This window comes from Roseibium denhamense, assembly GCF_009711415.1.
In the GTDB taxonomy this organism is placed as follows: domain Bacteria; phylum Pseudomonadota; class Alphaproteobacteria; order Rhizobiales; family Stappiaceae; genus Roseibium; species Roseibium denhamense.
Window position 1 is genome coordinate 25,372 of the sequence record NZ_SMLZ01000108.1, and the last position, 21,829, is coordinate 47,200.

Sequence of the window (21,829 nt, forward strand, 5' to 3'; positions counted from 1 at the left end):
CGTATAATTTTCTCAGAACATGTTGCGTTGCACAAAATGCATGCCTGACATGCAAAGTTGGGCCTTCATATAATTCGATGGCTGAATTATATACATAATCAACGAAGAGACGCATGAGCGTCCCGGAATTGGAAAGAAAAAGAAGATGTTTGACACTGTGCGCCAAAAGTACAGCAACTGGGTTCAATACCGCCGTACGGTTGATGAGCTCTCCCGCATGTCCAGCCGCGAGCTGCAGGATTTGGGAATTACACGCGGTGACATCAAGTTCGCCGCACGCCGGTCTGCCGGCTGAGAAATTTGAAATCGCGTCCCGAGGCATCCTCCTCCCAGCCAACGGACGTGTGACACGCAGGACACCCTCCTCCCAGTCCTGCCACGTCGAAACGTCGCCCGCCAGTACCTCCTCCCACTGGCGGGCGTTCGTTTGTCTGGGGTTTTTCTCATTCAGATAAACAATCTGATTGCCGTTGTCGGACATGTCCGAAACCGTCCTTTTTTAGACGGAGGGACCAAGTAGTTCGCGCGCATTCATGGATTGCGCAAGTATGCAGAGCGCCTCATAATTTCATCCAACGGTGTCCCAGCAAAACACCCTAGCCGACAAAGCCTTCAGCTTGCGCGCCTGTGCCATGGCGGAGTTGATGTTCATGTTGAAAAACCAATTTCGAGATGGAAAAGCTTGAACCGGAAGGCCCCAACGGGCAAAGCGTGTGTAGGCAGGGTAATGCAACCGCACTCTTTTTTCCTTAGCTTTAGTAGTATATGTTTTATTTGCAATTTTTCATTGAACTTTTACAAGGCCAGTGCATTGGCAGTTTTCTCACGACCTCACCGGCAGTACTAAGCTGCAGAAAATCCAAGAATGCTACATATGCGAGCAGAGATGCATTTTAGGAGCATGGGTTCTACAACCTTGTTCAGGCAAGAATGACCCGGAGATCAGGTATGTTCAAACAAGGTCTTAAATTCGCTCTGTATGGCATAATTGCGATTATGACCGTTTCGGCGACACCGGTTCGTGCAGACGAAGAGCCGTTTTATTTCTGCGCGGGTGCCTTTGTCGAGGAAATGCAGGCCAATGCAGTCATCGTACTGCGTGCGGATATGGCAAAAGTCGATCCGAAAGCAAAAAGATACCTAAATTGTCAATTGCCAGACGTCGATGAGACGACGCTCCTTAGGCTTATTACATCCGGAAAAAATAAGGAGCTGGAATCTTCTGGATTGCAGTATTTCACAGAATTGTCGATCAGCGGCCAGTTGCTTCCGGTCAAAGTAATCAAGATTTCGACGTTCGCTTATGAAAGAGGAAAGATCAGTCAGAATTACCAACGTGCAGAACGTCTGTGCGGTCTTGTTGACTTTCAATCCTCCGGGCTGGTGATCAGAAAAAGCAGCGACAATCCAGGCTGCAATTCAAAAAATCAGAAGATATTTGGGACCAGACAAAACGGTGAATACGTCGAGATTTTTTGTCAACCAGGCCACGATGACTGCCTGTTGATTGTCGAATTCGGTGGATGGGAGTTTTCTCTCAAGGCTGAGAAACAGTCAATACTGGAAAACTGGCGCGCATTTTCCGGTGCCCTCAAAAACGAGATCTCTAACAGAGTTGTTCTGAACTTTACGCCAGATGGCTGCGTTGGAGAGGCGTGTGCTTTGTTAGACCGACTCATTAAGCATAAGTTGAATTACTATAGATATCTGTTTTTTATCAGACTGATGAAAGTAGATTGGGAGAATAGTTTGAATTCAGAGATAACCACAGGAATGAAGATCTAAATAAATCCCAATAAAAATTGAGATTTTCGACCTGATTGTCGCAGCGACAGCGGTTAGCACGACTTTGGCCGATTTATCTGTGCTTTAACTGTTGAGCATTCCCCAAGAGAGTATTCGGTGTTTCACAGCAACCCGGCTTTACAAGGTGTCTGACATGGACGGGCATTGGCCGGGAGCTCTTGAACGTTGGCTAGCGCAGTCATTGGACGGCACAGACCAAGGCAATCTGAAGCAAGATTGGATCGAAGTTACGCAGCGCCAGATCAAACTGAGGTGGCTGAATGGCTCTATCCGAGTAGCCTCCGGAGAACCCGGTCCGGTTCAGCCCGGCCTGAAGCTGCACCACGATTCGCTGCTCGGCCCATGGCGCAAAAGGTCATACCTTCTACGCCCGAAAAGCACTCCCGGCCCGATCAACACCCACGTCGTCGACCCGCCCGTTTCCTCTCAAGCCATGCGTTTTTGGGACACAAGACCAATTTAAACTGATTTAAAACGTGTTAACCAGCCATTTACCTGCATTTTTTGCATAGCTGCCGCGCATTTTGCCCCCTACCTCGCACTGCACAAAAACCCTATCTTCCGGCGTGTAAGAGATGAACGGGCCAGACGCCGATCCGCGGTGCCATGGCCATTAGATAGCGAAAGGCCTCAACCATGATCGACACAGTAGTTCGCAAGTTCAACAACTGGAAACGCTTCCGTCAGACCTATGACGAGCTGTCCAACCTCAGCAACCGTGAACTGAACGACCTGGGCATCGCCCGCGCAGACATTGCACGCTACGCACGCATGTCCGCCAAGTAATAAGTTTCGCGATCGATTGCGTCCTCCTCCCAGCAATCGATGGCGCCTTCCGCAGTTTTTGCGGAAATCCCAAAAAGCACCTGCCGGATCCTCCTCCCTCCGGCAGGTGCTTTTTTTTGGGCTTTCGAAACCTTGGAACTTCTTCACTTCAGGCCGGTAATCAGGCCTGCAAATGCGGTTTGGTTGAAGAGGGTTGTCCCGGTGAAGCCCACCTTTTTATCGTCCTCTATTATTCGCGACTGTTTGAAGAATTCATAGAAACGGGTATTCGCGAACTTCAACAGACCATAATAATCGCGCGCATACTTCACCGGTATCTTCTTGACCGATGTTCCGTCCGGGTTGGCAAACCCGTGGAAAATGAGCCGCCCTTCAGGCGCAATCCACCGCTCATCGGCTGCAAGAAACAGGAATGTGCAGCCGGACATGCATGACGCCTCCGGTCCAACATGGGCGGCGAACCGGGTGCCTTGCGTCTGCGCCCGCTTCATGATGTCGACAATATGAAAACTAACATCGGCGAGCCCCCCATGCGGGAGGTCCAGATGGAGATGCACCGGGCTGTCCCGGTCACCCGTAAACGCCAGATCAAGAAGCGCTTCGACCAGGTTGCGGTTAAATACGCTGGCACTTTCAGGACCAATCTTGCCGGAGATCATCAGATGGTTGGTATCACGCTCAACAGTAAAGGCTGATGTCGGCTGGCTGGTTGTCATGAAACCGCCGAAGACCAACAGGCCACACAAGACCAGGCGAAGCACCCTGGCCGTATCCTTGCCCTGGCTTCGAGCCTTGTTGCCAACGCCTGTCTTGGCGCTGCCGCCTGTTGCCATATCAAACATGAACTATCTCTCCTCGGATCCGGGACGCCTTTCGTCATAAAAGTGTCACGTTGAAACGAGGACCGAGCAAGTCAAAAAAGCGCAATAGTTGCGCCTTTTTTGTATCTCCCTAGAACCATTCGATATTTATTCGGCACAGAACCGATCAGTAAGCCGGATAAATAAATATTTGCCAGCACACACAAGATCAAAACCTGAAAATACCTGAGTCCCCGACGTCAATTGTTGTCTGCCCCCGTCCCTCTTTGACAGCGATGGCGGTTGCGGAAACCATGCTTTTTGGATACTCAGGCTTTCACGATACCTGCCTCGTATCCGGCTTGGACGGACCGGGCGGACGGCACCATTTTCAAGGATACGCAATGCAACCTGTTCATGTGATCGGCGGCGGGCTCGCGGGCTCGGAAGCGGCCTGGCAAATCGCGCAAGCCGGATTTGGCGTGGTCTTGCATGAAATGCGGCCCGTTCGCAAAACCGATGCCCACCAGACCGAAGGGCTGGCAGAACTCGTCTGTTCGAATTCTTTCCGGTCCGATGATTCTGAACAAAACGCTGTTGGACTGATCCACCACGAGCTACGCCAGCTGGGATCCCTGGTCATGGCCTGCGCCGATGTAAACCAGGTTCCAGCCGGAAGCGCGTTGGCCGTTGACCGGGACGGCTTTTCCTACGCCGTCACCGAGGCTTTGGCCGACCATCCACGCATAACCATCGAGCGCGAGGAAATCGCCGGCCTGCCGCCGTCAGACTGGCAGAAGGTCATTATTGCGACCGGGCCACTTACCTCCCCCGCCCTTTCCGAGGCCGTTTTGGCGAAAAGCGGTGAGGATGCGCTCGCCTTCTTTGATGCCATCGCGCCGATTGTACACTTCGACAGTGTCGATCTCGATAAGGCCTGGTTTCAATCCCGGTATGACAAGGTTGGCCCCGGCGGGACAGGCAAGGACTATCTGAATTGCCCTCTCAACAAAGATCAGTACGAGGCCTTTATCGATGCGCTGCTGGCCGGGGACACGGCGGATTTCAAGGAGTGGGAAGCCAATACTCCTTATTTTGACGGCTGTCTGCCGATCGAAGTGATGGCCTCGCGCGGCCGGGAAACACTGCGCCACGGTCCGATGAAACCAATGGGGCTGACCAATGCGCATCAGCCCGATGTAAAAGCTTATGCGGTCGTACAGCTGCGCCAGGACAACGCGCTTGGCACCCTTTACAACATGGTTGGTTTCCAGACGAAGCTGAAATACGGGGCGCAGGCTGACATCTTCCGGATGATCCCGGGCCTTGAAAATGCGCAGTTCGCGCGACTTGGCGGTCTGCACCGGAACACGTTCTTGAATTCGCCTAAACTTCTTGACGGGTCCTTGCGGCTGAAGGCCGATCCACGGCTGCGCTTCGCCGGCCAGATCACCGGCTGTGAGGGATATGTGGAATCGGCCAGTGTCGGCTGTCTGGCCGGTCTCTTCACGGTGATGGAACTTCAGGGCCGCGAAATTGCGCCGCCGCCCGAGACCACTGCGATGGGTGCGCTCCTCGGCCACATAACGGGCGGCCATATCAGCCGTGATGAAGGCGCTGGCAAGCCAGGCTCTTTTCAGCCAATGAATGTGAATTTCGGGCTGTTCCCGCCGGTGGATGCCCCCACAAAGGACGAAACCGGAAAACGGATCAAAGGCAAGGACAAATCGAGAGCCAAGAAACTTGCCATGACAAACCGGGCCAAGGCGGATTTCATCGATTGGCAGTCTAAAATCGGGCAGGTTCCTGCAGCCGCTGAATGATAGTTAGAAGGAGCTGCAATGCATTATTATCACGATAAAGAGAATGCGGCCGCCTATGCGGAAATGTGCGTTGGCTATGACGCCGCCGTCCAACTTGGTGTCCTCTTTAACGTATTGCCTGATGGAGCCGAAGTCCTGGAGCTGGGGTCCGGGCCTGGCAACGATATGCACCTTCTGGCTTCGCACTATCAGGTTACGGGATCGGACTATTCTCCGGCATTTGTTGACATGCTTACAGCCCGCTTTCCTGACCGGACTGTCATGTCTCTCGACGCTGTGACGATAGCAGCCGACGGACCATTTGATGCCATCTATTCAAATAAGGTCCTCCACCACCTCAGTGATGAACAACTGGCAGCCTCCTTTAGCCGTCAGGCCGACTTGCTTCCATCCGGTGGATTGGTGTTTCACCTTGTCTGGTGCCGTTTGGAAGCTCCAGAGGACGATACTGAACTCATTTTTAAGGCACGAGATGAGGCGGCATTGAAACAGGCGATGGGAAGTGCATTCGAAATACTGGAAACCCACTCTTTCGGCGAGTTTGATGAGGGCGATTCCCTAGCTATATTGGCGAAGAAAAACTGAGCACCGCACGGATAAGTGGCTTAAGGCAGTGCGTTTCGCAGTTCGGCTGCAACACTACGGCTGAGACCACAATAGCGGGCCCCAGGCTCACCTACCTGCAACCCAGATCAGGGCCTTTTGTTCGGTTTTCTGCACAAACCGGTCCTTGCCGGCCAGATAACTGTCCCAGTCCCCGCCATCAAGACTGGAAAGCTTGCGCTTAAGCGCGCCATACTCGGCGGCGGCCTCGGGGTGCGCAATCAGGTAATCCCGGAAGGCCAGATGACGGATCACATCCGCACTTCCCTGCCGGAATACATGCAGATGGTGGGTCCGGACGCGCCCGGCATTGAACTTCCGGTAATACCGGCGTCCCGGGATGCCATATTCGCCCATGGGCTCATAGCCAAGGGCACGCATGGCGTCTACCGCATGGTCACAGGCAGACAGAGACTTTACCTCACCCATCAAGTCGATGATCGGTTTGGCAACCAAGCCCGGCACCGCTGTGCTGCCGATATGATGAAGAGCCACGAGTGTTTCTTGAAGCACTTGGTCAATCTTTGAGGCTTCATCCTGAAAGCGAACCGGCCACTCGGCAGAATAGTCCTGAAGTACCACCGTCATGTCTTGAGCCCTCAAAGCCGCTCCAATGGCCGCCTCGATGCCCGCCACAAGATCCATTGTCGCTTCAATTGGGAGATTTCGGCAATGTTTTTAAGCGGATCAAACCCATCCGCCTCAAGCTTGCCCAGGAAAGCCGGGACCAATGCCAGAGGCAGGAATGCAGCCTTGCAGTGGACCGGCACATCACCGGCCGCCGCCTTCACCCTCTTCAGGTGATGGCGCACATGCCCGCGCATTTCTGAAAGCGCGGCCGAAAGCTGCGGGGACGCCTCCCCCCTGAAGACGGTATCGGGTACCACGCCATGCCGGTCGAGCACATCCTTGGGCAAATACATCTGCTGGCGCGCGGCATGCCAGGGAAGTGCCCGCATGAGGCCGGTCATTGCATAAGCCACACCGGCATGTCCGGCGGCCGTGGCTGTGGCCGGATCCTTGCCACCGTTAAGCACATAACAGGACAGCTGGATGAGGCCCGACACGGTTTCGCCGGCATATCCTTCCAGATCGTTCAGGCCTGGCATGGGATCGTTATAAAGATCAAAAGTCCTGGCCTCGGCCATTGCGCTCAGCAATTGGACTGGCAGATCATAGGTCTTGATCGTTTGCAGAAGCGCGCTTGCGACCGGGTTGGCGGCCGCGGTTCCGTGTTCCGTCCCCTCAAGAAGGTCCCGCCACCATTGAAGGCGGACTTCTCCCGGCAGGGGCTCGGAGACCAGATCTCGAATACGGGAGATCTCCGAATTGAAGGCGTAAAGCGCCATCAATCCGGCACGGTGCTGCGGCGGCGCGAGCAAGGCGCTTAAGTAGCGATCCTTGTCGTATTGGCGCACAAGCTCCGCGGCGTGATCAAAATCAGTGCTCATAAGCGCTCATATGGTCCGGCCGGACGATTAGTCGACAGCCAATAGAGCGGCAGCGACCGCCCTGTCTTCCGAAAGCAGAACATTATAGGTCCGCACAGCCGCCCCGGTCGACATGGGGTCCGCCAAAATACCGGCCTCCCGGAACATGTCTTTCAAGTGCGCAGGCAGCGGGCACAAGTCCAGGCCCGTCCCAACCAGCAACACCTCGATATCCGGCTGTTCGGCCAAGACCTGCTCAAACGCCTCTTCGCTGAAAGCCGAAGCATCGGAAACATTCCAGCCGTAAATGCCGCTCGGGACGCACAGGATCGAGCCCTTGTGCGACATCTGCGCGAAACGGAACCCGCCATTGCCATAAGCGTCCAGCGGGGCCCGTCCGGGAAAATGGGCGTTGCGGATTTCCATTGCGATGCGGCCCTAGTGCGGTGGAATTGAAATTCGTCTCATCATTGAGGCAACTCCCGGAACGAATTTCAATTCCGGAAACCACGCGAGATCAGCGGGCGTTAAATCGGATCCGATCTAACACCCAAAGCTGGTCGGTTGTGAAATGGCCGAGCATCTTTGGGCGTTTCTGATAAAACGCCCGATGCCCTAAGCCGTAGCTTCGGCTTTTGCGTCCTTCTCGTCATCATCCTTCGAGGACATGCTGTCGCCCCGCAGGTTGAGAAGGATCAGGAACGGCGCTGCCAGGAAGATCGACGAGTAGGTTCCGATGATGATGCCGAAAATCATCGCCAACGTGAACGACTGGATGACCTCTCCGCCGAATACGTAGAGTGCAATCAACGCAAGCAAGGTTGTCACAGATGTCATCGTGGTCCGGGACAGCGTTTCATTGATCGACTGATCGAGAATGTCGGTCAGGGGCCGCTTCTTGTATTTTCGAAGGTTCTCCCGGATCCGGTCGTAAACAACGACGGTATCGTTGAGCGAATAGCCGATAATCGTCAGAACCGCTGCGATTGACGACAGCGAAAAGTCCAACTGGAGGAGGACGAATAGGCCAACCGTGACGATCACATCATTGGCCGTTGTCAGGATCGCCCCAACCGCAAAGTGCCACTCGAACCGGAACCAGATGTAGAATAGGATCGCCATCAGCGATGCCGCAACCGCTATGGCACCGGCCATTGCCAGCTCACCGGACACGCGTGGTCCAACGACCTCCACACGGCGGAAGTCGACATTGTCATCCTCAAAGACCGTCCGGACCCTGGTGACAACGGATTGTTGTGCCTGTTCGCCGCCCGGCTGTTCTTCAATGCGGATCAGGATGTCGTCCGGCGCACCGAATTCCTGCACCTGAACATCTCCGAAATTGAGCGCGGACAGTTCAGACCGGATGGCCCCGATATCTGCAGGACCATCGGTCTTGATCTCAATGATCGTTCCGCCCTTGAAGTCGATGCCGTAGTTAAGGCCAACGGTGAAAAAGCCCGCAAGCGATGCGATGACAAGGACAACGGACAAGGGAAAGCTGACTTTCCGCAGCCACATGAATTTGTAATGCGTGTTGTCCGGAACAAGTTTAAGCAACATTTTCTTTCTCCCGGATCAGATCGGCAACTCGGTCGGCCGGCGCGTACGCACCCACAAGGCGACCAGAAGGCGGCTGAAGGTGAATGCCGAAAAGACCGTGGTGAAGATCCCGATGGCAAGCGTTACCGCAAAGCCACGCACCGGACCCGATCCCAGCTGGAACAGGATGACGGCAGCGATCAACGTGGTTATGTTGGCGTCAAGGATGGTCCCAAGCGCACGTTTATAGCCGGCATCAATTGCCGTAATGGCGGACCGCCCTGCTCTCGCCTCTTCCCGGATACGTTCGAAAATCAGCACGTTGGCGTCCACCGCCATACCGATTGTCAGCACGATCCCGGCGATACCCGGCAAGGTCAGTGTTGCCTGCAGGGTCGTCAGAGCACCGAATATCAGAAAGATATTGGTCATAAGGGCCATGTCGGCGATGACACCGAACCTGCCATAGGCGAGGATCATGAAGACGATCACCAGCACGCCTGCAATCAGTGACGCTTTTTCACCTGCTTCAATCGAATCGGCACCGAGGCCCGGTCCGATGGAGCGTTCCTCGATCACCGTCAGCTGGGCAGGCAAGGCACCGGCCCGCAGGAGAACGGCCAGATCGTTCGCGCCTTCAACGGTGAAGTTTCCGGAAATCTGGCCAGACCCGCCGGTAATGGGTTCACGGATGACCGGCGCCGAGATGACTTCCTCATCCAGAACAATCGCAAAAGGACGTCCAACGTTTTGCTGTGTAACCGTTGCGAACTTCCGGGCACCGGATGTGTTGAAGCGGAAGTTGACCACCGGCTCATTGTTGCGCTGATCGAAACTTACCTGCGCATCGACAAGATCTTCACCGGATAGAAGCGGTGCCTCCTCAAGAAGATACGGGAATGGCGGATCGTCGACAGACAGCAGCACGACGGTGCCGGGGCTCTGGCGCGCTTCCAAGACTTGCGGGCCCGAATCGTCAACCATATGGAAGGTCAGCTGTGCTGTCTGGCCAACGAGATCCTTGAGCCGCTCCGGATCGCTCTCGCCGGGCGCCTCGACAAGAATTCGGTCAGTTCCCTGGCGCTGAATGTTCGGCTCGGTGGTCCCGATCTCATCGACGCGCCGGCGGATCACTTCGATGGACTGCTGGACGATATTGGCCATCCGGTCTTCAAGACCGCGGTCCGTATAGGTGAAACGGACAAGACCGTCATCTGTGACCGTAATCTCGAATTCGTCGATCGGCTGACCGCCGAACAAATTCGAGGCCAGCGGATTTACCAATGGCTGAAGCCGTTCTTCAGCTTCGGCGAGCCGGGTGAGATCGCGGATCCTCACCTGGGCGGATTGCCCCTGAACGCCGAGCCCTGTGTAGCCGATGCGCGGGTCTTCGCGGAGCGTTGCCCGGATCTCACCCACCAGCGCCTTCATGCGCTTTTCAATGTAATCGGTCTTGTCGACTTCATACAAAAGATAGGCACCGCCCTGCAGATCAAGGCCGAGAACCATCTGGTTTTTCGGGAGAAAATCCGGCCAGCTTTCCAGCGTCTTGGCGGAGAAGAAATTCGGCAGCGTGGTCACAATGCCGGCAGCAACCACAAGCACGATCAGCGCGATTTTCCAGCGAGCGAAGTACAGCATGATCTAGCCTTAAAAAAGCGGCCAGGCCGATTAAGATCGGCCCGGCAATTCAAGCAACACGGCTTGGGTTTTAAGCGTTCTCTTTTGCAGGCTCGGTCTTGGAGCGGACTTCCTGCACCATGGACCGCACGAGGCGTACCTTGACGCCTTCAGACAATTCGACCTGCAGCTCGCTGTCATCAACAACTTTCGAGACTTTACCGATCAGACCGCCTGTGGTGACAACCGTATCCCCGCGGCGCAAATTGGCAACCATGTTCTGATGCTGTTTCATGCGCTGGCGCTGCGGCCGGATGATCAGGAAGTACATGATCGCGAAAATCGCCACAAACGGCAACAGGGACATCAAGAAATCAGGACCGGCAGCACCGGCAGTCTGAGCGTAAGCAGGGGTGACGAACATTCAAGTCTCCTAAGGGGGCGTTGTATTTATGCCGGACAAATCCGATACCCGGCAGAAACGCTCTCATTCTGGTGGCGCGGACTATAACGGCGGCACGCCTCATTTCAAGCTTTGCGAAGACGTTTCCTTCGTACCGCATAGGGAAATCTTGCCGTTTTCCCAAGACGAACGCCGTGATACCTCTCACTCAGCAAAAGTGTGGCCCTCACATGGGCCTTTTTTACAAGGGTTACAAGACAAAATGAGCGCTTCCGGCGACCTTGCCGCACTCAACCAAAAGCTCGATACATTATTGGAACTTATCGCAAGAGCCGTGCCGCCCTCGCCCGCCCCATTCGACTGGCGCGCGGCAGACGCTTTTGTGTGGTCGCCGGAGCCCGGAGAGCTGCTCCCGGTCGCCAAGGTCAACCGGGTCGACATTTCTCTTTTATGCGCCGTCTCAAGAGTCCGTGACCAGCTTCTGGAGAACACACAGCGGTTTGCGGGCGGGCTGCCGGCGAACAACGCCCTTTTGTGGGGGGCACGCGGCATGGGCAAGTCGTCTCTCGTCAAGGCTGTTCATGCATCGGTCAACGCCGGGTCCGGGCACTGCCCCCTGAAACTGATCGAGATACATCGGGAAGACATTGAAACGTTGCCAAAGCTCATGGCGGGCATCCGCACGTCTGGCTTCAGATGCATCGTCTTTTGCGACGATCTGAGTTTCGACAATGACGACACGTCCTACAAATCGCTGAAAGCGGTGCTGGAAGGCGGCATTGAGGGCCGCCCGGACAATGTAATCTTTTACGCCACTTCCAACCGGCGCCATCTTCTGCCACGGGACATGATTGAAAACGAACGCTCCACGGCGATCAATCCTGCTGAAGCCGTTGAAGAAAAGGTCTCCCTGTCGGACCGGTTCGGCCTATGGCTTGGATTTCACAAGTGCAGTCAGGACGACTATCTGGAGATGGTTCTCGGATACGCCGCCCATTACGCGCTCGAGCTGCCGGAAGACGAGATGCGCGCTAAGGCGCTTGAGTGGTCGACAACACGTGGCAGCCGGTCAGGCCGCGTTGCATTCCAGTTCATTCAGGATCTGGCCGGACGGCTCGGCAAGACGCTGCCATGAAAAAAGGCCCGGAACCAGCCGGGCCTTTCAAAAACCAAATCAGCGCTTGGGAAGGTACTTCAGCGGATCAACCGGTTTGTTGCCCTTGCGGATTTCAAAATGCACTTGCGGCTGGTTGACCGAACCTGTCGCCCCTGCCAAGGCCAGCGTATCCCCGCGCCGCACCGTATCGCCGCGTTTCACGTTGAGCTGACTATTGTGGGCATAGGCGGAGACATAGCCTTCATCGTGCCGGACCAGAACCAGGTTGCCGTACCCTTTGAGCTCGTTTCCGGAGTAAATCACAGTCCCGTCATCGGCGGCCTTCACCGGGGTTCCTTCCGGAACGGCCAGATTGACACCTTCATTCTTGCCGCCGCCCGGCTTGGCGCCGAAATCGGAAATAATGCGTCCGCGCACCGGCCACCTGAATTTGGCTGTTGTCACGGGCTCATCAGGCTGCACACTGGCAACCACTTGCGGCACGTCCTGAGGCTTCGTGGCAGCCGGCGCCTGTGGGGCCGGCAGTGCACTGCTTTGGACCGTTCCGGACGGCGCTGCGGCAACCGGTTGCGGGGACGCTGGTGCCGGAGCGGCCGGATTTGATATCGACGCCGTCACAAGTTCGGAACTTCCCGCAGGCTTGCGTTTCGGCAAGGTGCTGACCCGAAGCACTTCAACCGCATTCGCCTCGGCCTGACGCTGACTGATGTCAGCGAAACTTGGCTGGCTGAAAGGTTTGCGCGCAGGGCGCGGTGCACTTCCATTTGCAGCTGGAACAGACGCCGTTGTCACGGGCGCAGCTGATGTCACACGCGGAAGCTTCACACGGCCGGTTTCGCCTTCCGTTGTGCTCGTGTTGCCGTTGGACGCAGCGTAAACATATGTCGGCACAATAATTGTCTGACCAGGTTTGACCTTGTCCGGGTCTTCGATCCCATTGACGGCAACCAAAGCCTGGATCGGCACACCGTAGCGGCGCGCCATTTTGCGCAAGCTATCGCCCTGGCGCATTTGAACCCGTGTTCCACCGGTTGCGGTCCAGCCTCTCCAGTTTGACCCCTGGCGCGGCGCGGCAGATGCGGCCGATGCCACTTCCGGCGCCGGCATTGTCTGAATGGGCGCAGAGCTTGTCACGGCGGGGGCCGCCGGAACTGGTGCCGGCAGCGGCGCGGATTGGACCGGAGGCCGCCTTGAGTTGATGGAGCCCGTCGACACCGGCGCGCCCGCGGACTGCGGAAGCCCTGCCGCCGTTCCACCAGGGCCATTCACAATGTCCTGATAAGACGGTTGCTGCGCGGTACCGCCAAGGATCTGGCGTTGATTATTGGTATTGGCGGTATAGACCTCGGAAGGCCCGAAACGCTCAACTGAACCGGAACACCCGGCCAGGAACGCGGCCACCAAAGAGACAGCTGCTACCTTACTGAAGAGTTCCCCGCGGAGGGTACGCATCCGCTGTGTCATCGCCTTAACTCGAACCGTTTACTATGGCTGTTATGGTTAAGAGTAGACGCCAGTAAGGTTTATAAAGGCTAAAGACGGCCTGCCTATTGCGTAGAAAAGCCAAATCTTCCCGTCATTTCGGGAATAATGCCCAGGGATTTCCGGAAATGACATGGTAAATTCCGGCAGGCTTTCGCCCGTTGTTTGCTGCACGACCAGACGTGAGAAACAGCCGGGCTTTAAAGATTCTTGGCCAGTTCCGGCCGCAGCATTACAGTCCGGACCACCGTCAGGTTTTCAGCAGATCCAACGCCGTCCAGTTTCTGAAAGCGGATCAGGGTTTGCGGCTGGGCCGCTTTTCCGACGGGAGCGACGAGAAAGCCATCGGGCTTGAGTTGTTCGACCCAGGCATCGGGGATCGATTCGACTGAGGCAGTCGCAATGATGCGATCGAATGGCCCCTTCGTCTTCAGACCCTTCAGCCCATCGGCATGATGGGCTTTCACATTGGACAGCTTCAACGCCGCGAATCTGCGTTCCGCAAGATCTACAAGGGTCGCATACCGGTCCAGCGTCTCGACCCGATTCGCGATGTTGGCCAGAATGGCAGCCTGATATCCAGAGCCGCACCCGATTTCCAGAACCGCATGACCGGGCTCCACCTTCAAGGCTTGCACCGCAAAAGCCACCATGGATGGCGACAGCACGGTCTGTCCGCACTCAATTGGAAGGGCGGCATCTTCATAGGCCAACCGATGGTACCTGGCTGCAAGAAACAACCGGCGCGGTACCCGCTCTATCGCAGCCAGAACATCCCGCGCGCCAACACCGCGGCGCCGCAAGGCCAAAACCAGCGATGCGCGCGCTTCAGCTTCATCCTGAAGCGCTGCTTCTTCAACACAAAGCTGAGTGCCGGAAACCAGACCGGCCATGGCCAGAACCCCTCGCGGTTACTCAAGCGCTCCAGCCAAGTCAGAAACAAGGTCGTGAGCCGTCAGATCAATGCGTAACGGTGAAACCGACACATATCCATCCGCGATTGCGTGGAGATCAGAATTATCAAGAACAGATTTGCCGCGATCTTTGAAGCGCAGCCAATAATACGGGACCCCTCGCCCGTCCATGCGTTCTTCAATCGAAAGACCGCTCTGTTCATAGTGCCCTTGAACAGTCACTCTGACGCCCCGCACTTCATCTGCCGGAAGCGCCGGAAAGTTCACATTCAGCAGCGTGTAGGGCGGCAGATCAAAACCAATCAGTTTCCTGAACAGGTCCGGCGCATGCGCCTCGGCGGTCCGGTAATCCGGTTCTGAACCGGCAGCCCAGCTGTAGGACTGCGAGACGGCGATGGATCGTATTCCGAGAATCGCTCCTTCCATAGCACCGGCAACCGTGCCCGAGTAGGTCACGTCTTCGGCAATGTTCTGCCCCCGGTTAATACCGGACAAAACAAGGTCCGGCTTTTCGGGCAAAACCTTGCGCACTCCCATGATCACACAGTCGGTCGGAGTTCCCTTCAGCGCCAAGTGGCGGTCATCGATCTGGCGGAGCCGCAGCGGATCACTCAAGGTCAGGGAGTGCGCAACCCCGCTCTGATCCGTCTCAGGGGCAATCACCCACACATCGTCGGAGAGCGATCTTGCAATCCGTTCCAGCGCGTCAAGGCCGGGTGACTGGATGCCGTCGTCATTTGTGATCAAAATACGCATGGAGACCTTTTGGAACGATGCTGGAAGTAACCGAGGGCAAATTGCCCTCAGCCAATCTTGTCGATCCCACCCATATAGGGCTTCAAAACATCAGGGACCGTAATCGTGCCATCCCCGTTCTGATAATTTTCCAGAACGGCGATCAAGCCGCGGCCGACTGCAATGCCCGACCCGTTCAGAGTATGGACATGCAAGGGATGCTTTGCATCTGCGGGCCGGAACCGGGCATTCATGCGGCGGGCCTGAAAATCGCCACAGACCGAGCAGGACGAGATTTCCCGGTACGTATCCTGTCCCGGCAGCCAGACCTCAATGTCATAGGTCTTGCGGGCACCAAATCCCATGTCACCGGTGCAAAGTGTCATCACCCGGTAATGCAGGCCGAGTTTCTTGAGAATGTTCTCGGCGCAATCCAGCATCCGCTCCAGTTCGGCAAGAGACTCTCCCGGTTTTGTAATGGAGACGAGTTCGCATTTTTCGAACTGATGCTGGCGCAGCATGCCCCGCGTGTCTCGGCCCGCCGAGCCGGCCTCCGACCGGAAACAGTAAGTCAGCGCCGTAACGCGCATCGGCAACGCATCTTCCGGCAAGATCTCGCCTGCTACCAGATTGGTCAGCGGAACTTCCGCAGTCGGCACCAGGTAATGGCTGGTTTCCGTCTTGAAGAGATCCTCTTCGAATTTCGGCAGCTGTCCGGTGCCATACAGCGGATCGCTGTTCACAAGAAGCGGCGGGGACACCTCGGTATAGCCGTGTTCCTGGGTATGAACATCGATCATGAATTGGCCCAGAGCCCGTTCAAGGCGGGCAATCTGCCCTTTCAGGACCACGAAGCGGGAGCCCGACAGCTTGGCCGCGGTGGCAAAATCCATCCCGCCGAGTGCTTCACCCAGTTCAAAATGCTCTTTTGGCGCTTCATTGAAGGTGAAGACCGGCTTGACCCCATGGGTGCGCAGCAAGGCATTATCCGACTCATCTGCCCCCTCCGGCACGTCGTCTTGCGGAAGGTTGGGAATGACAGCCATGGCAGCTTCAAGGTCGGCGTTGAGCTTGCGCTCCTCGTCTTCGCCGGACTGAATGAACGCCTTGATCTGGGCAACTTCGTCAATCAGATCCTGCGCGCGCGCATTGTCGCCGGCACCTTTTGCCTTGCCGATTTCCTTCGAGGCGGAGTTGCGGCGCTCCTGGGCTTCCTGAAGCTTCGTAATGTGGGAGCGGCGGGAATCGTCCAGGGCGATCAGTTTGGCAGCGGACGGCTCATAGCCCCGCTTTGCCAGTGCTGCGTCAAACGCCTCAGCGTTTTCCCGGATCCATTTGATATCGAACATCTTCGCTTCCCGAACGGCGGTCATTGAACAAATCGTCCATCCGCCGGACCGGAAAACAAAGGAAGGCGTATCAGGCGGCTGCGTCTTCCGCTTCGCGCTCAGCCTCCCGTTCAGCGCGTTTGCGCTCTACCAGTCTGACGGACAGAATGGAGACTTCGTAGAGAAGCAGCGTGGGCAGCGCAAGACCGATCTGCGAGATAGGATCGGGTGGTGTCAAAATTGCAGCAGCTGCGAACGCACCAACAATTGCATATTTACGTTTCGACTTCAGACCGTCCGATGTCACCATCCCCGCTCTTCCAAGCAGTGTGAGCACCACCGGCAGCTGGAAGACCAGCCCGAATGCAAAAATCAGGATCATGATCAGGCCGAGATATTCACTCACCTTGGCAAGGTGCTGAATGGCAACTTGCCCGGCAGCGGCGGTCTGCTCCTGCGACAGGAAGAAGCCCATCGCCATTGGCATGATCAGAAAGTAAACCAGGCACGCCCCAATCAGAAAAAGGATCGGCGTGGCTGCCAGAAAAGGGAGAAAAGCACCGCGCTCATGCTTGTAGAGACCTGGCGCGACAAACATGTAGATCTGGCTTGCGACCACCGGAAAGGCCAGAAACAAGGCTCCGAAAAGGGCAAGCTTCAGCTGCGTGAAGAACCACTCCTGCGGCGCCGTGAAGATCATCTGAACGGCGTCAGGGTCTGGCGCGGCGCGAAGGTATGGAACGGTCAGAATGTTGTAAATGTCGGTCGCAAAATAGAAGCAGACCACGAACATCACGAGAATCGCGGCAATCGACCATATCAGCCGTTGGCGCAATTCGATCAAGTGTTCGATCAGGGGCGCTTTTGAAGCGTCGATATCTTCCTGGCTCATGCCTTGGCTTCTTCCGTGGCCGGTTTTTTGTCTGCGTCAGTCACGGTCTGGGCAGCGGCCTTGGGCGCTTGAACCGCTGGCGCTTCGATTTCGTCCGCCGGAGTGTCCGCGTCCTTATCGGCTGCAGTGTTTCCATTGGCCGGAGAAGGCGTTTTCTTTTCGAAATCTTCCTCGATCGATTTCTTCAAATCGCCAAGGGGATTGAAATTCGCAGCCGATTCGACCTGCTTCTTCATGTCCGCAATGTCAGCCTGCTGCTCCGCTTCACGCAGAGCCTCATTGAAGGTCGACTGGAACTCCCGCGACATGCGGCGCAGGTTTCCGAGCGTCTTGCCCAAATTGCGCAGCATCCGGGGCAATTCCTTCGGCCCTACAACGATAATCGCAATACATGCGATCACCAGGATCTCTGTCCAACCGATATCGAACATGAAAACTACCGTCCCTTCAAGGAGACGCGATGCAGATGAGTGCTTGAGCCCTCAGATCAGCTCGCTTTGGACTGATCTTCAGATTTTGCAGTCGATGCCGTGTCAGCAGACTGGTGATCGATTGTCTTTGGCGTTTCGGCCGTATCGTCCTCAGCCATGCCCTTTTTGAAGCTCTTGATGCCCTTGGCAACATCACCCATCAGCTCGGAGATCTTGCCCCGTCCGAATAGAAGGACCACGACCACTGCAATGATCAAGATCTGCCAGATACTAATGCCCATACGCCAAACTCCCGGTAAGCGGCTTTTTTATAGCCTTCTGAGGCCCTTGTACAAAAAGGGCTTGAACCCTGCAACATGAACACCGCATACAATCGGTTTTCTTATACGGATTGATGAATTCGGGTTCTCTCTGCCTAAACTTGGGTGTCCGCGCGCGGAAAGACAAGCACGTCTTTCGGATCAGCACTTACAGACACATCCATTCCGCTTTCCCAGCCGCTGCCTGCCCGCACCCGTGCTTCGATCGGATAATCAAGCCCATCGACAACGATTGTGAGCAGATCCACCTCGCCAACGAATCGTTTTGTCCGCACTCGGCCCGACACGCCGCACAGCCCAGCCTTGTTCAAGATGATGCCCTGGGGACGGATACAGACATCGACCTTGCCCGCAGAGACACAGTTCGACGCCGGCAGAATGCCAAGCGGTGTTTCCACACCCTGAGACGTGGAGAGACCCTCCAGCTGGTTCAATTCGGAGAAGAACCGGGCGGCAAAAACATCAGCCGGATCGTTGTAGAGATCAGCGGCTGTGCCATGCTGCACCAAGCGTCCGGCCCGCATGAGAGCAATCTTGTCGCCCATGCGCATCGCCTCTTCCGGATCATGGGTGACGATGATGCACGTAGCGCGCGTCTCCCGTATGACGCCATGTGTCTGCTCCCGCACATCATCGCGCAGCCGCTTGTCGAGGCCCGAAAACGGCTCATCCATCAGGAGGATACCCGGACGCGGAACCAGGGCCCGGGCCAGTGCCACGCGTTGCTGCTCACCGCCGGACAGCGCATGCGGGAAGTCCCTGGCATAGTCGGCAAGGCCCACACGGCGCAGGGCGGCCAGCGCCGCGTCCTGGGCTTCACGCTTCGCCATATTGTTCAGGCCGAACATGACATTGGACAGGATGCTCATATGCGGGAACAGCGCATAGTCCTGGAACATCAATCCGACACCGCGTTTTTCCGGCGGTACGAAAACATCTGGTCCCGCCACCGCCCGCCCGTTTATCAAAACGCTGCCCCTGGATTGACGCTCCACCCCGGCGGCAATCCGCATCAAGGTTGTCTTGCCGCAGCCGGAGTGGCCAAGAAGGCAGAGGATTTCACCCGGGGCTATCGAAAGACTCAGATCCCGGACAGATTCGACGCCGTCATAGTCATGGGAGACCCGCTCGAACACCAAACCTGCAGCTATCGTTGCACCGGCGGTTCCAGGCGCGCCCCACCGGGCAGGCGTCCCGTGTCCATTTATACTTTTGCCAGGCTTTGACATCAGGCCTTTAAGGTCTTTCCGGTTCTTCGTCGAATAAGGACCCTTCATCCAGCGGGTCTTCATCGTCTGTCAGCGATGCGTCGTCATTCGGCGTTGGAACCATAAACGATGCGGGGACCGCACTATCAAGCAATCCGGCCCCTTTCAACTCCTCAAGTCCCGGAAGGTCCTTCACGTTTTCAAGACCAAAGTGGATCAGAAACTGATCCGTCGTTCCGTAGGTGACGGGACGGCCGGGCGTCCGCCTGCGGCCCCGCATGCGGATCCAGGCCGTTTCAAGCAGGACATCAAGGGTCCCTTTTGATGTCGAGACACCCCGGATTTCTTCAATCTCCGCACGTGTGACCGGCTGGTGATAGGCAATGATCGCCAGGGTTTCCAGCGCGGCCCGGGAGAGCTTTTTTTGCTCCTCCACATTCTTGTGCATCAGGTAGGCCAAGTCTTCGGCGGTCCGGAAGCACCAGCGTCCGGCCACCTTGACCAGATTCACGCCCCGCGAGGCATATTGACGCTGCAGTGTTTCCAAAAGCCCGAGGACGTCACTGCCCCCGGGCAGGCGCAAGGTTAACTCCTCCAGGGACAGCGGCTCACTTGAGGCAAATAGAATCGCCTCGACCTCACGCAGACCCGCCGGATCGCCGATGGGCAGCTGTCCTCCTGGATCGTCCTGCTTTGTTTCGAGTTCAAGCTCACCGCTCATCATCCGTCTCCTGCTTGATCGAGCGGATGTAGACGGGCGAAAACGCCTCGCCCTGGCGGATTTCCACCTGACCTTCGCGAACCATTTCAAGGCTTGCGGAGAAGGTGCTGGCAACGACCGTGGCCCAATCCTTGTTGTCGTAGAGATAGTCACGCAGATAAGTGTTCAAGGGAGCCCATTCACTCACCTGCCCGACCAGCCTTGTCAGCAGCTCCCGTGCCTCCTGCAGCGACCAGACGGTGCGCTTCAAAACGCGGACTGAGGTCACCGAATTCCGCTGGCGCTGTGTGGCATAGGCCGACAAGAGATCATAAATCGACGCTTCCCAGATGCTTTTGTGCTGGACCGACATGGTTTCCGGCGCGCCGCGATGAAACACCTCCCGCCCCTCGCGGCTATAGGCCATCAAGCGGCCCGCCGCCTCACGCATGGCCTCGAGCCGCCGGAGCCGGAACGCAAGCGCTGCCGCCAGTTCTTCACCGGTCGGCTCGTCCTCATCCTTTTGTTCCGGCAACAACAATTTGGATTTCAAGAAGGCCAGCCAGGCCGCCATAACCAGATAATCGGCCGCGAGCTCAAGACGCATGCGGCGCGCCTCGGCAACAAACTCAAGATATTGCTCAACCAGTTCCAGGATCGAGATTTTGGTCAGATCGACTTTCTGGGTTCTGGCGAGGCCAAGAAGAAGATCGAGCGGCCCTTCAAATCCATCCACATCAACGACCAGCTGCGGATCCGACAGAGTGCGCGTGTCCTCAGTCTCCGACTGGACGGATGTTAGGAGGTCGAAAGACCCGTCAGGAGCTGGTGTGGTGCTGTCAGGTGCCGCCATTGATCCCCCGGTTAAGCGACCGCCAAACCGGTCAGGGACGCAAATTCATCCCGTGCTGCGTCCAGATCAAACGCCGGGTCGGATGGTTGAAGTTGCGCCAAAGCGGCCTCGCACCGCCGGGCCGCGTCTCCTTGAAGGTTTGGAACTGCCATAGCGACCTTCTCCATCTCGCCCATGTCTCCATTGCAGTGCAAAATAATATCGCACCCGGCTTCGATTGTCGCGGCTGCCCGCTCTGAAAAGTCGCCCTGAAGGGCATTCATGGACAGATCATCGCTCATAAGGCAGCCGTCAAAGCCGATTTCCTCGCGAATGATGTCTTCAATGACCGCCCGGCTTTGTGTGCAGGGGCGTTCAGAATCAATCGCCTCGTAGACGATATGCGCCGTCATCCCGAGAGTTGCACCGGAAAAGGCCTTGAACGGCAGAAAGTCGGCCATGCGCAGCTCTTCAAGCGTTGCCGTGACACGGGGCAGCTCCAAATGGCTGTCAACGCGCGCGCGCCCATGGCCTGGAATGTGCTTGATGACCGGCAGCACCCCGCCTTCCAACACTCCGGCAATCATTTCCCGCGCCAGCTTAATGATAACTTGCGGATCGCCAGACAATGCGCGGTCGCCGATTGCATCCACCGTATCCGGGAACCGGACATCCAGGCACGGCAGGCAGTCAATGGTAATGCCGACAGCTTCGAGGTCCGAGGCAATCAAGTGTCCACCGAGCCGCGCGGCCCGCAGCGCCCTAGCCTCATTGCGCTCAAAAAGATCCCCGTAAAGCTGGCCTGCCGGATATTTTGGCCAATGCGGCGGCTTCAAGCGCTGAACACGCCCCCCCTCCTGGTCCACCAGCACAGGAGCATTCTCACGCCCGACCGCATTGCGGAAATCCGCCGTAAGCGCCTTGACCTGAGCAGGTGTTTGGATGTTGCGGGCAAACAGGATCAATCCCCAAGGATCCTCACGCTCAAAAAACGAGCGTTCTTCCTGGGACAACGACAGCCCGGCACAGCCGGAAATGAATGCTTTGGTCATGACTT

24 protein-coding genes are annotated in these 21,829 nt (G+C 56.5%); 6 read left to right on the top strand and 18 right to left on the bottom strand.

Annotated features, from left to right (window positions below; translation table 11 throughout):
- The first annotated feature begins 145 nt into the window (after positions 1-145).
- The 3 genes from E1180_RS11535 to E1180_RS11545 all read left to right on the top strand — a co-directional run bounded on the left by E1180_RS11535 (position 146) and on the right by E1180_RS11545 (position 2,592).
- Complete coding sequence (locus tag E1180_RS11535) at positions 146-295, top strand: DUF1127 domain-containing protein (protein ID WP_155191338.1); 150 nt, start codon at positions 146-148, stop codon at positions 293-295.
- Between the two features lie 653 nt (positions 296-948).
- Positions 949-1,785: a hypothetical protein gene (locus tag E1180_RS11540; RefSeq protein WP_155191339.1), complete on the top strand. Its 837-nt coding sequence runs from the start codon at positions 949-951 to the stop codon at positions 1,783-1,785.
- Between the two features lie 657 nt (positions 1,786-2,442).
- Entirely contained in the window at positions 2,443-2,592 is a 150-nt protein-coding gene (locus tag E1180_RS11545) for a DUF1127 domain-containing protein (RefSeq protein WP_155191340.1), read from the top strand.
- A 143-nt stretch (positions 2,593-2,735) separates the two neighbouring features.
- Here the strand turns inward: E1180_RS11545 and E1180_RS11550 are convergent, their stop codons facing one another.
- Positions 2,736-3,434 carry a Clp protease/crotonase-like domain-containing protein gene (locus E1180_RS11550; protein WP_155191341.1) on the bottom strand — a complete coding sequence of 233 codons (699 nt, stop codon included), beginning with the start codon at positions 3,432-3,434 and terminating at the stop codon, positions 2,736-2,738.
- A 362-nt stretch (positions 3,435-3,796) separates the two neighbouring features.
- On the opposite strand from E1180_RS11550, the gene trmFO reads away from it, so the two are divergent.
- Positions 3,797-5,215, top strand: coding sequence for a methylenetetrahydrofolate--tRNA-(uracil(54)-C(5))-methyltransferase (FADH(2)-oxidizing) TrmFO (gene trmFO / locus E1180_RS11555; protein WP_155191342.1), 1,419 nt, complete (start codon positions 3,797-3,799; stop codon positions 5,213-5,215).
- Between the two features lie 18 nt (positions 5,216-5,233).
- A complete protein-coding gene (locus E1180_RS11560; protein WP_155191343.1) occupies positions 5,234-5,800 on the top strand; it encodes a class I SAM-dependent methyltransferase in 567 nt (188 codons plus the stop codon).
- Between the two features lie 87 nt (positions 5,801-5,887).
- Here the strand turns inward: E1180_RS11560 and E1180_RS11565 are convergent, their stop codons facing one another.
- From E1180_RS11565 to yajC, 6 genes are all read right to left on the bottom strand, one after another.
- A complete protein-coding gene (locus E1180_RS11565) occupies positions 5,888-6,463 on the bottom strand; it encodes a GrpB family protein (RefSeq protein ID WP_244314044.1) in 576 nt (191 codons plus the stop codon).
- A complete protein-coding gene (locus tag E1180_RS11570) occupies positions 6,418-7,269 on the bottom strand; it encodes a phytoene/squalene synthase family protein (protein ID WP_155191344.1) in 852 nt (283 codons plus the stop codon). Before E1180_RS11570 ends, E1180_RS11565 begins: the two co-directional genes overlap by 46 nt.
- Before the next feature lie 27 nt (positions 7,270-7,296).
- Entirely contained in the window at positions 7,297-7,674 is a 378-nt protein-coding gene (locus tag E1180_RS11575; protein ID WP_155191345.1) for an Mth938-like domain-containing protein, read from the bottom strand.
- A gap of 189 nt (positions 7,675-7,863) precedes the next feature.
- Positions 7,864-8,811: a protein translocase subunit SecF gene (gene secF, locus E1180_RS22485; protein ID WP_155191346.1), complete on the bottom strand. Its 948-nt coding sequence runs from the start codon at positions 8,809-8,811 to the stop codon at positions 7,864-7,866.
- Between the two features lie 15 nt (positions 8,812-8,826).
- Positions 8,827-10,431, bottom strand: coding sequence for a protein translocase subunit SecD (gene secD / locus E1180_RS22490; protein WP_155191347.1), 1,605 nt, complete (start codon positions 10,429-10,431; stop codon positions 8,827-8,829).
- A gap of 70 nt (positions 10,432-10,501) precedes the next feature.
- Complete coding sequence (gene yajC / locus E1180_RS11590) at positions 10,502-10,834, bottom strand: preprotein translocase subunit YajC (RefSeq protein ID WP_155191348.1); 333 nt, start codon at positions 10,832-10,834, stop codon at positions 10,502-10,504.
- A gap of 241 nt (positions 10,835-11,075) precedes the next feature.
- On the opposite strand from yajC, the gene E1180_RS11595 reads away from it, so the two are divergent.
- Complete coding sequence (locus E1180_RS11595; RefSeq protein WP_155191349.1) at positions 11,076-11,948, top strand: ATP-binding protein; 873 nt, start codon at positions 11,076-11,078, stop codon at positions 11,946-11,948.
- Between the two features lie 39 nt (positions 11,949-11,987).
- Here E1180_RS11595 and E1180_RS11600 read toward each other — a convergent pair whose 3' ends face one another.
- From E1180_RS11600 to nagZ, 11 genes are all read right to left on the bottom strand, one after another.
- Complete coding sequence (locus tag E1180_RS11600; protein ID WP_208997093.1) at positions 11,988-13,382, bottom strand: M23 family metallopeptidase; 1,395 nt, start codon at positions 13,380-13,382, stop codon at positions 11,988-11,990.
- 230 nt (positions 13,383-13,612) lie between these two features.
- Positions 13,613-14,305 carry a protein-L-isoaspartate(D-aspartate) O-methyltransferase gene (locus E1180_RS11605; RefSeq protein ID WP_155191351.1) on the bottom strand — a complete coding sequence of 231 codons (693 nt, stop codon included), beginning with the start codon at positions 14,303-14,305 and terminating at the stop codon, positions 13,613-13,615.
- A gap of 18 nt (positions 14,306-14,323) precedes the next feature.
- The gene (gene surE, locus E1180_RS11610; protein WP_155191352.1) at positions 14,324-15,082 is read right to left on the bottom strand and encodes a 5'/3'-nucleotidase SurE; all 759 of its coding nucleotides are present in this window, start codon (positions 15,080-15,082) and stop codon (positions 14,324-14,326) included.
- Positions 15,083-15,129: 47 nt separating this feature from the next.
- Positions 15,130-16,410 (bottom strand): serine--tRNA ligase, encoded by a 1,281-nt coding sequence (serS, locus tag E1180_RS11615; RefSeq protein WP_155191353.1) that lies wholly within the window; start codon positions 16,408-16,410, stop codon positions 15,130-15,132.
- Positions 16,411-16,480: 70 nt separating this feature from the next.
- Complete coding sequence (tatC, locus tag E1180_RS11620) at positions 16,481-17,281, bottom strand: twin-arginine translocase subunit TatC (RefSeq protein ID WP_155191354.1); 801 nt, start codon at positions 17,279-17,281, stop codon at positions 16,481-16,483.
- Positions 17,278-17,712, bottom strand: coding sequence for a Sec-independent protein translocase protein TatB (tatB, locus tag E1180_RS11625; protein ID WP_155191355.1), 435 nt, complete (start codon positions 17,710-17,712; stop codon positions 17,278-17,280). Before tatB ends, tatC begins: the two co-directional genes overlap by 4 nt.
- Positions 17,713-17,768: 56 nt before the next feature.
- Complete coding sequence (locus tag E1180_RS11630) at positions 17,769-17,993, bottom strand: twin-arginine translocase TatA/TatE family subunit (protein WP_155191356.1); 225 nt, start codon at positions 17,991-17,993, stop codon at positions 17,769-17,771.
- Between the two features lie 134 nt (positions 17,994-18,127).
- A complete protein-coding gene (locus tag E1180_RS11635) occupies positions 18,128-19,261 on the bottom strand; it encodes an ABC transporter ATP-binding protein (protein ID WP_155191490.1) in 1,134 nt (377 codons plus the stop codon).
- 7 nt (positions 19,262-19,268) lie between these two features.
- Positions 19,269-19,961 carry an SMC-Scp complex subunit ScpB gene (gene scpB, locus E1180_RS11640; protein ID WP_155191491.1) on the bottom strand — a complete coding sequence of 231 codons (693 nt, stop codon included), beginning with the start codon at positions 19,959-19,961 and terminating at the stop codon, positions 19,269-19,271.
- Positions 19,951-20,793 carry a segregation and condensation protein A gene (locus E1180_RS11645; protein ID WP_155191357.1) on the bottom strand — a complete coding sequence of 281 codons (843 nt, stop codon included), beginning with the start codon at positions 20,791-20,793 and terminating at the stop codon, positions 19,951-19,953. The genes scpB and E1180_RS11645 overlap by 11 nt, the downstream gene beginning before the upstream one ends.
- Before the next feature lie 11 nt (positions 20,794-20,804).
- The gene (gene nagZ, locus E1180_RS11650) at positions 20,805-21,824 is read right to left on the bottom strand and encodes a beta-N-acetylhexosaminidase (RefSeq protein WP_155191358.1); all 1,020 of its coding nucleotides are present in this window, start codon (positions 21,822-21,824) and stop codon (positions 20,805-20,807) included.
- Positions 21,825-21,829: the final 5 nt, after the last annotated feature.